The organism is Aeromonas sp. HMWF015 (genome assembly GCF_963878965.1).
Lineage (GTDB): Bacteria > Pseudomonadota > Gammaproteobacteria > Enterobacterales > Aeromonadaceae > Aeromonas > Aeromonas veronii.
Genome location: NZ_CAWNZT010000396.1, coordinates 661 through 10,612, shown reverse-complemented (window position 1 = coordinate 10,612; position 9,952 = coordinate 661). Strand labels below are relative to the sequence as shown.

General features: G+C 58.5%; 9 protein-coding genes and 1 pseudogene. 8 read left to right on the top strand and 2 right to left on the bottom strand.

Features of this window, described 5'->3' with window-relative positions; all coding sequences use genetic code 11:
• From AACS18_RS20300 to AACS18_RS20290, 3 genes are all read left to right on the top strand, one after another.
• Nucleotides 1-540 (top strand): ATP-dependent zinc protease family protein (locus AACS18_RS20300; protein WP_108613142.1); only part of this gene is annotated, 540 nt, incomplete at its 5' end.
• A 3-nt stretch (nucleotides 541-543) separates the two neighbouring features.
• On the top strand, nucleotides 544-2,082 hold the full coding sequence (locus AACS18_RS20295) for an inactive transglutaminase family protein (RefSeq protein WP_005337699.1): 1,539 nt from the start codon (nucleotides 544-546) through the stop codon (nucleotides 2,080-2,082).
• Between the two features lie 3 nt (nucleotides 2,083-2,085).
• Nucleotides 2,086-3,051, top strand: a complete 966-nt coding sequence (locus AACS18_RS20290; protein ID WP_005353164.1) for an alpha-L-glutamate ligase-like protein — start codon at nucleotides 2,086-2,088, stop codon at nucleotides 3,049-3,051.
• A 247-nt stretch (nucleotides 3,052-3,298) separates the two neighbouring features.
• Here the strand turns inward: AACS18_RS20290 and AACS18_RS20285 are convergent, their stop codons facing one another.
• Nucleotides 3,299-3,901: a peroxiredoxin C gene (locus tag AACS18_RS20285; RefSeq protein WP_005337701.1), complete on the bottom strand. Its 603-nt coding sequence runs from the start codon at nucleotides 3,899-3,901 to the stop codon at nucleotides 3,299-3,301.
• 146 nt (nucleotides 3,902-4,047) lie between these two features.
• Between AACS18_RS20285 and AACS18_RS20280 the strand changes: the two genes are divergently transcribed.
• From AACS18_RS20280 to AACS18_RS20270, 3 genes are all read left to right on the top strand, one after another.
• Nucleotides 4,048-4,956 carry a hydrogen peroxide-inducible genes activator gene (locus tag AACS18_RS20280; protein WP_005337702.1) on the top strand — a complete coding sequence of 303 codons (909 nt, stop codon included), beginning with the start codon at nucleotides 4,048-4,050 and terminating at the stop codon, nucleotides 4,954-4,956.
• A gap of 194 nt (nucleotides 4,957-5,150) precedes the next feature.
• Nucleotides 5,151-5,600, top strand: coding sequence for a C40 family peptidase (locus AACS18_RS20275; RefSeq protein ID WP_005337703.1), 450 nt, complete (start codon nucleotides 5,151-5,153; stop codon nucleotides 5,598-5,600).
• Between the two features lie 311 nt (nucleotides 5,601-5,911).
• Complete coding sequence (locus tag AACS18_RS20270; RefSeq protein WP_005337704.1) at nucleotides 5,912-6,088, top strand: hypothetical protein; 177 nt, start codon at nucleotides 5,912-5,914, stop codon at nucleotides 6,086-6,088.
• Nucleotides 6,089-6,256: 168 nt separating this feature from the next.
• Here AACS18_RS20270 and dsdC read toward each other — a convergent pair whose 3' ends face one another.
• On the bottom strand, nucleotides 6,257-7,201 hold the full coding sequence (dsdC, locus tag AACS18_RS20265) for a DNA-binding transcriptional regulator DsdC (protein ID WP_108613141.1): 945 nt from the start codon (nucleotides 7,199-7,201) through the stop codon (nucleotides 6,257-6,259).
• Between the two features lie 222 nt (nucleotides 7,202-7,423).
• Here dsdC and dsdX point away from each other — a divergent pair.
• Both dsdX and dsdA read left to right on the top strand, forming a co-directional pair.
• Nucleotides 7,424-8,760, top strand: a pseudogene (gene dsdX, locus AACS18_RS20260) (D-serine transporter DsdX).
• Nucleotides 8,761-8,776: 16 nt separating this feature from the next.
• Nucleotides 8,777-9,952 (top strand): D-serine ammonia-lyase (gene dsdA, locus AACS18_RS20255; RefSeq protein ID WP_108613143.1); only part of this gene is annotated, 1,176 nt, incomplete at its 3' end.

Sequence of the window (9,952 nt, the reverse complement as noted above, 5' to 3'; positions counted from 1 at the left end):
CAAGTAGACCACAAGCTCGCCACCCTCCCTTCCGAGCCGCCCAAGCCGATGGCCATCCCCACCGAGAAGTGCCCGGCCCCCAATCAGGGTCACACCATCGATGGCAAGCTGATGGTCGGTGAAGCCGAGTGGATCTGGGTTGATGCGGCCAACGACGCCTTCCAGGCGCGGGTCGATACCGGTGCGACCACCTCCTCCATCAGTGCGCAGGAGATCACCATTTTCGAGCGCAACGGCAAAAACTGGGTGCGCTTCTTCCTGAGCCATCAGGAAGTGGACGACAAGATCCAGATCGAAGCGCCGCTGGTACGCCATGTGCGGGTGCGTCAGGCCTCTGCCGACGATCTGGACCGCCGTCCGGTAGTGCGTCTGGCCGTGCGCATTGGCGACATGACCGAGAAAGCCGAATTTACCCTGAAAGACCGTAGCGACATGACCTTCCCTGTGCTGCTGGGTCGCGAATTTTTGAAAGACATCGCCGTGGTTGATGTGGCCCGCGAATATATCCAACCCAAACCCAAGCTCAAGGATGTGAAATAATCCATGGTTTCCCGTAAGCCGTTCTATTTGCTGGTAGCCCTGCTGTACATTGTCGGCCTGGGGATGACGATCTATCACCATATCGCGTTGGATGTGCCGCTGACGCCCGGTGAAAAGCGCCAGATCTGGTCCATCGAAGCCAAGCTGGAGTTTGAGGCGACCGGTGAGCCGGTGATCGCCTCCCTGGCCATTCCGGGCACCCAGCCCGGTTTCACCCTGATGAACGAGAACGCCGCCAGCCCCGGCTACGGCCTCTCCTTTGTCGAGAAAGATGGCGATGCCCGCGCCGAGTGGTCCATCCGCACCGCCTCTGGCCGTCAGGAGCTCTACTACCGCGTCGACATGATGGCGGATGCCCACGCCAAACCGGCCGCCAATCCGCAGCCGCCTGCCATCGAGAAGCAGATCGAGAGTGAGCCTTATGCCACCGCGATGAAGCAGATCCTCGAGCGAGCCCAGGAGCGCTCTGCCGACGGCTACACCCTGACTCGCGAGATCATCAAGGAGATCGAGAAGCAGGAGCAGAACGCCGAGCTGCTGAAAAAGCACAAGAGCCGCGCCAACCTGATCGCCGAGCTGCTCAACAATGCTGACGTCCCCACCCGCGTGGTGCATGCTCTGAATCTGGAAGATGGCCGCCGTCGTCAGGAGCTGGTGGATTACCTGCAGGTATTCAACAGCCCGACCGACTACAAGCTGTTCAACCCGCAAACCGGTGAACAGGGTCGTCCGGCCAACCTGCTGCTGTGGGAATACAACTCCGGCGCCCTGCTGGACGTGACCGGTGGTCACAACTCCCGTGTCAGCTTCTCGATGATCGAACAGGAACAGCCGGTGAGCGTTGCTTTGGCGCAGAAGTTCGAAAAATCAGAGATGATGAACTTCTCCATCCACAGCCTGCCGCTGGAAGAGCAGACTCTGTTCAAGGGCTTGCTGCTGATCCCGATCGGCGTGCTGATGGTGGTGTTCCTGCGGGTTCTGGTGGGGATCAAGACCTCCGGTACCTTTATGCCGGTGCTGATCGCGGTCGCCTTTATCCAGACCTCGCTGGTCACCGGCCTCATCGGCTTCCTGCTGATCGTCGGCACCGGTCTCATCATCCGCTCCTATCTGTCGCGGCTTAACCTGCTGCTGGTCGCCCGAATATCGGCCATCATCATCATGGTTATCTCGATGATCGGTATCTTCTCCGCGTTCGCCTTCAAGCTGGGGCTGACCGACGGTATGAAGATCACCTTCTTCCCGATGATCATCCTCTCCTGGACCATCGAACGGATGTCCATCCTGTGGGAAGAAGAGGGCCCGAAAGAGGTGTTCCGCCAGGGTGGTGGCTCTCTGCTGGTTGCAGTCATCGCCTATCTGGCCATGGATAACGAGCTTATTCGTCACCTCACCTTCAACTTCCTCGGCCTGCAGCTGGTGCTGATGGCGACCGTGCTGTTGATGGGTAACTACACCGGCTACAAGCTGAGCGAACTGAAGCGCTTCAAGCCGCTGGTGGACGAGATGAAATCTGGCGTCACCCCGGGTAAGGACAAGTAACCGATGTGGTTCTGGGAAAAATACACAACCCCGTGGAGCCTGTCCCAATCAGGCATCCTCGGCATGAACAAGCGCAACCACTCCTACATCAGCCGCTACAATCCGCGCAGCCTCTATCCGCTGGTGGATGACAAGCTGCAGACCAAGCAAATTGCGCTGGATGCGGGCGTTACCGTGCCTGAGCTGATCGGTACCATCCGTGCCCAGCACGATGTGGGTCGCATCACCGAGCTGGTAAAAGATTGGCCGGGCTTCTGCATCAAGCCGGCTCGTGGCTCGGGCGGCAAGGGGATCCTGGTGATCCTCCGTCAGGAAGATGGCCTCTTCTACAAGCCCAACGGCAGCGCCTCTACCGGTCAGGATCTGGAGCGCCATGTCTCCAACATTCTGGCGGGGCTCTATTCGCTTGGCGGCAAGCCAGACGTGGCACTGGTCGAAGGCCTCATCAACTTTGATGATGTGTTCGACGGCTACTCCTTCGAAGGGGTACCCGATGCCCGAGTCATCATCTTCAAGGGGTTCCCGGTGATGGCGATGATGCGCCTCTCCACCGCCGCCTCCGATGGCAAGGCGAACCTGCATCAGGGCGCCGTGGGGGTGGGTCTGTGCCTGCGTACCGGTCGTGCCCTGCGGGCAGTACAGTTTGGCAATCCGCTGCGCCACCACCCGGACACAGGCCTCGATCTCTATGAGCTCAAGGTCCCACACTGGGATACCCTGCTAACTCTGGCCGCCTCCTGCTACGAGATGTCGGGTCTGGGCTATATCGGTACTGACATGGTGCTGGACAAGTTCCGCGGCCCCATGCTGCTGGAGCTCAACGCCCGTCCCGGCCTTGCCATCCAGATCGCCAACGGTCGCGGCCTGGTGCCCAACCTCAAGACCATCGAGAAGCTGGGACAGGTGAAGATGAACGTGGAGCAACGGGTCAATTTCGCCAAGGATCACTTCGGGATCTTTGAGGAATAACTTCTTCGCTTGTGAACTGAGCGCGCCTATGGCGCGCTTTTTTTATGGCGATTGTCTGTCGGCATATCCCCCCACCCAGCCATTCGGATCAGCATCTTATTTCGAAACAACGAGTACGCCAGCGAACGGCTGCTTGGAATAGCGATGGAGCGAGAGGAGTGTGACCGCAATGTCAGGGGATGGATAAATCTCAGGTATAAAAAAACCGGTGCCAAGGCACCGGTTTTTCAAGGAGAGTATGACCCGATTACAGGGAGTCAGCGTTCTCGGAGAGGTACTTGGCAACGCCGTCCGGAGAAGCTTGCATACCTTTTTTGCCTTTTTCCCACTGAGCCGGGCACACTTCGCCGTGCTCTTCGTGGAATTGCAGGGCATCGACCATGCGCAGCATCTCGTCGATGTTGCGGCCCAGCGGCAGATCGTTGACAACCTGGTGACGAACGACACCGTTCTTGTCGATCAGGAAGGAGCCACGGAACGCCACACCGGCTTCCGGATGCTCAACGTCATAGGCTTTGCAGATTTCGTGTTTCACGTCGGCGATCAGCGGGTACTTGACCTGACCGATACCGCCATCTTCCACTTTGGTGTTGCGCCATGCGTTGTGGGAGAACTGGGAATCGATGGAAACACCGATCACTTCCACGCCACGCTTCTGGAACTCTTCATAACGGTGATCGAAGGCAATCAGCTCAGACGGGCAGACGAAGGTGAAATCGAGCGGATAAAAGAAGACAACGGCAGCTTTGCCTTTGATGTGGGATGACAGGTTGAATGAATCAACGATCTCGCCATTACCCAGAACAGCTGCGGCGGTAAAATCGGGTGCGGGACGGCCTACCAATACCATATTCAATTCCTCTTTATGTGAAGTGAACAATCCGGTGAGGATTGGGCTACCTAGAGCCAAGTCCATCTAATTCAAGCGACAAACTATAGACCCGGTGGTAGATTAGTTAAATCAAATTAAATAGATAGCATTAATCGGGTTTTTCTATGCAACGTTGGCCCAGCCTCAAACAGCTTCAATATCTGGTCGCTCTCGATGAGCACAAGAACTTCAACCGCGCCGCCAAGGCCTGTCATGTCAGCCAGTCGACCCTGAGTACCGGGATCCAGACGCTGGAGGACATGATGAACCTGCAACTGGTGGAGCGGGACCACAAGAGCTTCATTATGACCCCGGTCGGCATGGAAATCGTCGAGCGCGCTCGCAATTTGCTCTCCGATGCGCGGGATCTAATGGAGCTCGGGCAACATCAGGGCGGCGTGATGCAGGGGACGGTACGTCTTGGCTGCATTCCCACCATCGCCCCCTTCCTGCTGAGCAAGCTGCTCAAAGAATGCAGCAAAACCTATCCTGACCTCGAATTGTTGCTGCGTGAAGACACCACCAGCAATCTGCTCAAGCAGCTGGAACAGGGTCAGCTCGACTTGCTGATCCTCGCCCTGCCCATCGAGATCGGGGGATTTCACTGCAAGACCGTCGGCCAGGATCCGTTCCACATGGTGATGCCCGCCAGCATGGCGGCCGGTCTGCATACCCCGTTCGACTACAAGGAGCTGCCCAACCAGAGCATCTTCCTGCTGGAGCGGGAGCACTGCCTCACCGAGCACGCAGTGAGCGCCTGCCGCCTGCGGGACAAGAGCAAGATCAACCCGTTTGCCGCCACCAGCCTGCACACCCTGGTGCAGATGGTGGAAGCGGGTCTCGGCACCACCTTCCTGCCGCAGATGGCCATCGATGCCGGCATTCTTGCCAACTCCGATCTGGTGGCCATCCCGCTGCCGGGAGAGACCTCCTATCGCGAGATTGGGCTGGTCTGGCGCCCTAGCACCACCCGGGTACAGACCTTCTACAAACTGGCCGAGCTGCTTAAACCGCTGATCAGCCACAACGAGTGACAACAAACGCCAGCCCTCTGGTTGGCGTTTTTCAGTTCCCCGCCACATTTTTCCTCTCGGAGACTAGGTCTGGAGCCAGATCCCTGTTTATGATGGAAAAGTTGTCGCGTGCCCTCCTGCCCCCAGAACGATTTGGCAGGATATGGCGCTCGATAAATGTCTCGTTTGGTAGACCCGTCCGTGGAGAGAGCCCGATGTATCGCAAGCTGCTGCTATCCCTGCTGACTCTGCTGCTGGCCGCCTGCTCCAGCACGCCGGAGCCACCTCCGGCCCCCCGGCAGAGCAGTGCCTTTGATGGCTTCTACCAACAGTGGCGCGGAGTTCCCTACCGCATGGGCGGCGCCAGCCGCGCCGGGCTAGACTGCTCCGCCTTCACCCAGCTCGCCTACAGTCAGGTGCTGGGCTTCAACCTGCCAAGAACCACCGAATCTCAGGCCAGCATTGGCAAACCGGTGGATCGCTACCGGCTGCAACACGGGGATCTGGTCTTCTTCAAAACCGGCTGGCAACAGTACCATGTGGGGGTCTATACAGGTGCCGGCGAGTTTATTCACGCCTCCACCAGCAAGGGAGTGATCCGCTCCCGCCTCGACAACGTCTACTGGAACAGTCGCTACTGGCAGGCACGTCGGGTGACCCAGTAACCGCTCAAACGCCTGCTTGCGGCACAAGTTGCGTGCCGATACTCTCCGTCAATTCCTGTCGCTATGTCGGGACACACAACCCGCGCTTATAACTCAATTGGCCCCAAAGCCTGCATATCACACCATTTTGTGATAAGGTGGTGGCCAATTTTTAACACTTTCGCCTTTTTCTCATACGCTCTCTGTCCTGATTGACAACAAGCGAGGCAATAACAAGCAGCGCGCGGCGAAAGTGGAGTGTGGCGCGACACTGCCGGACGGGTGTCCCACAGCTGCAGTATCAAGGGTTAAATAGATAAGGAGATCGTGCAATGAAACAGTATCAAAGCTGGCTGGGGCAATACCTGATGAGTCGCCGTGACGGTGACCACGCCATGGCATGCGAGATGGCGAGTTCCATCTGCGAGTTCTGGCAGCAGCAGGGTGATGAAAACGAACTGGACAAGTGGCAGCAGATTTACCAGAACCATCTGGAAAAGACCACCTGATCCCGACCGTTGCCTTGCTGCCAGCCACCCGGTGTTGGCAGCAAGGCAACTCGCGACCAACCACCATCAGCCAACCCCTCTCCCCCAATTTTCCCGCTACGTTAAACCGCTACCTTCGTTCACTCGCGCTTTACCATCTTCATTTTGCTCTTACTCACCGGCCTCTGTTCATTCCATCTCGGCAGCCATTTCCTGCGCCCAGTCGATAAAGGCCTGGATCTTGGGACACGCCCGATTGGGCAGGGTCGCCATGTAATAACGCTGCTCGCACTTGACCTCCAGCCCGGCAAAAGGGGCCACCAGCTCGTTGCGTGCCAGTCGCTTGCTCACCAGATTCTTGCGCCCCATGGCGATCCCGGCGTGATTCATGGCGGCGATGATGGCGAGATCCGAGCGATCAAAACCCATGCTCAGCTGACGTGCCTCGAGGCTGACCCCGGCGTGGCGAGCCCAGCAGCTCCACTCGTCGGTATCCGAGTCAAATCCCCATGCCTGCCGATCATGAAGCAGACGGCACAAGGACAAGTTGGCGGGATTGCCGACAAGCCCGTGCTGCTCGGCATATTCCGGGCTGCAGACCGGCAGCATGTACTCATCCATCAGCGGGTGGATGGCAAGCCGTTCCGGGCTCTTCTCATCGAAATAGAGGGTCAAATCGATGCCATAACCATGCAGGTTGATGTTCTCGTTACCGGTGATGATATTGAGCTCGATCTGCGGATGCAGGCGGGAGAAATCCGCCAACCTGGGCACCAGCCAGCACTGGGCGATGGAGGGACGCGAATAGATGGTCAGGGTACCGGAGAGCTCCTGATTCTTGATCTCCAGGATCTCCTGATTGATGAACTCCAGCGAGGATTTGAGCGCCCAGAACACCCGCTGCCCATCCGTCGTCAGTACCACCTTGCGGTGAAAACGCTCAAAGAGCTTGAACCCCAGCTCCTCTTCCAGTGCGCTGATCCGGTGACTCACGGCACTGGGACTCAGCGACAATTCATCAGCTGCCATGGCAAAGGATCCGTGGCGGGCGGCCGCCTCGAAGGTGTGCAGCTTGGCCAGCTGGTAGCCGCTCAGCAGCTTGTTGCGCGATATGTAATTATCCCCGTTATACATTCATCCCCCTCTTCGCAATGGCCACCGATGATACACCCACAGGCCACCTTCAGAATGAAGTCAAAAGACCCAAAGAATGTGATTTAGATAAATTGTGACCAATGCAGCGCCTTTGCATCACCTCAGCTCACCCAAGTGGTCGATTTCATCATTTGTCAGCCCCGCCTCATTTTCATTCAATAGCGCATAAACAATCACACACAACAGATGTCGAGGCGCAGTATGAGTTCAGAGGTATGGGTCATCGCTACCTTGCTAAGTAGCATCGTTCTTATCGTGGTCACCATAGTAAAGGGCAAGATCCACCCCTTTCTTGCCCTGCTGCTGGCCAGCTTCTATGTGGGCACCCTGATGGGGATGGAGCCCCTCAAGATGGTCAGCGCCATGGAAGAGGGAATTGGCGGCACGCTCGGCTTTCTCGCCGCCGTCATAGGCCTTGGCACCATACTCGGCAAGATGATGGAGGTGTCGGGCGCGGCGGAGCGCATCGGCCTCGCTCTGCAGAGATGCCGCTGGCTCTCGCCGGATGTCATCATGGTGCTGGTTGGTCTGGTATGTGGCATCACCCTGTTCGTCGAAGTCGGCGTAGTGCTGCTGATCCCGCTGGCCTTCTCCATCGCCCGCAAGACCAACACCTCGCTGCTCAAGCTGGCCATTCCGCTCTGCACCGCCCTGATGGCCGTGCACTGCATCGTACCGCCGCACCCTGCTGCCCTCTATGTCACCAATCAGCTGGGCGCCGATGTGGGTTCCGTCATCGTCTATGGTCTGGCGGTCGGCCTCTTTGCCTCTCTTATCGGCGGCCCCTGTTCCTCCAGCTGCTGGGTAACCGGCTCCCGTTCAAGGGGGTACCCGATGCCTTTGCCGACATCAAGGCGCGCGATGAGGCCACTCTCCCGACCTTAAGCGCCTCGCTCTTTACCGTGCTGCTGCCCATCCTGCTGATGCTGGCCAAAACGGTGGCCGAACTCAACATGGATCACGCCAGTCACCTCTACACCGTGCTGGAGTTTATCGGCAACCCCATCACCGCCATGTTTATCGCAGCCTTCACCGCCTACTACGTGCTGGGGATCCGCCAGCAAATGAAGATGGAGGGACTGCTTAACAAGACCGAGGAGTGCTTCTCCTCCATCGCCAACATTCTGCTCATCATAGGTGCGGGTGGCGCCTTCAACGGGGTGCTCAAGGCAAGCGGCCTGGGCGATAGCCTGGCCACCATCCTCTCCCAGCTGGATATGCACCCCATTCTGCTGGCCTGGCTGGTTGCCATCGTGCTGCACGCCGCCGTGGGCTCCGCCACCGTCGCCATGATGGGCGCCACCGCCATCGTCTCCCCCATCATGGTGCACTACCCGAACATCAGCCCGGAGATCATGACCCTGGCCATCGGCTCCGGTGCCATTGGCTGCACCATGGTGACTGACTCTCTGTTCTGGCTGGTCAAGCAGTATTGCGGCGCCACCCTGAACGAAACGCTCAAGTACTACACCACCGCCACCTTTGTCGCCTCCCTGATGGCGCTGGCCGGTACCTTCCTGCTCTCCTTTATCGTGTAACAAGACCGAGAACACTATGAAAAACATCGACGTACAACAGCTCACAGCGCAATTTCCACTGGTGCAATCCCTGATCGCGCTTGAACCTGTCACCTGGTTCAACCCCAATACCACCACTCTGGCTGCCGGTCTGCCCTATGTGGGGCTCGATAACAACAATGTGGCGGACGCTTCCGCTCGGCTGGCCCGCTTCGCCCCCTACATGTGCGAAGCCTTCCCCGAGACCCGCGCCAGCAACGGTATTCTGGAGTCCGACATCGCCGCTATTCCGGCGATGCAGGCCACGCTCAACCAGCGTTATGGCGTTGAAGTCACCGGCAGGCTGCTGCTGAAAAAAGACAGCCACCTGCCCATCTCCGGCTCCATCAAGGCCCGTGGCGGCATCTACGAGGTGCTGGCCCATGCCGAGCAGCTGGCCATCAAAGCCGGTCTGCTGCGAGAAGAGGATGACTACCGCAAGCTCTTTAGCGACGAGTTCCGCCAGTTCTTCAGCCAGTACAGCATCGCGGTAGGCTCTACCGGCAACCTTGGCATGTCCATCGGCATCATGAGCGCCAAGTTGGGCTTTACCGTCACCGTCCACATGTCGGCCGACGCGCGGGAGTGGAAAAAACGCAAACTGCGTGAACATGGCGCCATCGTGGTCGAATATGCCGAAGATTACGGGGTTGCGGTGGAACAGGGGCGCAAAGAGGCCGAGCGCGATCCCAACTGCTTCTTTATCGATGACGAAAACTCCCGCACCCTGTTCCTCGGCTACTCGGTGGCGGGCGAGCGGGTGAAAAAGCAGTTCGACCAGATGGGCATCAAGGTGGATGCCGACCACCCGCTGTTCGTCTACCTGCCCTGTGGCGTCGGCGGCGGCCCGGGCGGGGTGGCCTTTGGTCTCAAGCTCGCGTTCGGAGACAACGTCCACTGCTTCTTCGCAGAACCCACTCACTCCCCCTGCATGTTGCTGGGGATCCACACCGGGCTGCACGATGCCATTGCAGTGCAGGATCTGGGTATCGACAACCTCACCGCCGCCGATGGCCTCGCGGTAGGGCGTGCCTCCGGTTTCGTCGGCCGCGCCATGGAGCGACTGCTCGATGGCTTCTACACCCTGAGCGATCAGGAGATGTATGACCTGCTGGGGCTGCTGGCGCGCGATGAGCAGATCAAACTCGAACCGTCCGCTCTGGCTGGTATGGCT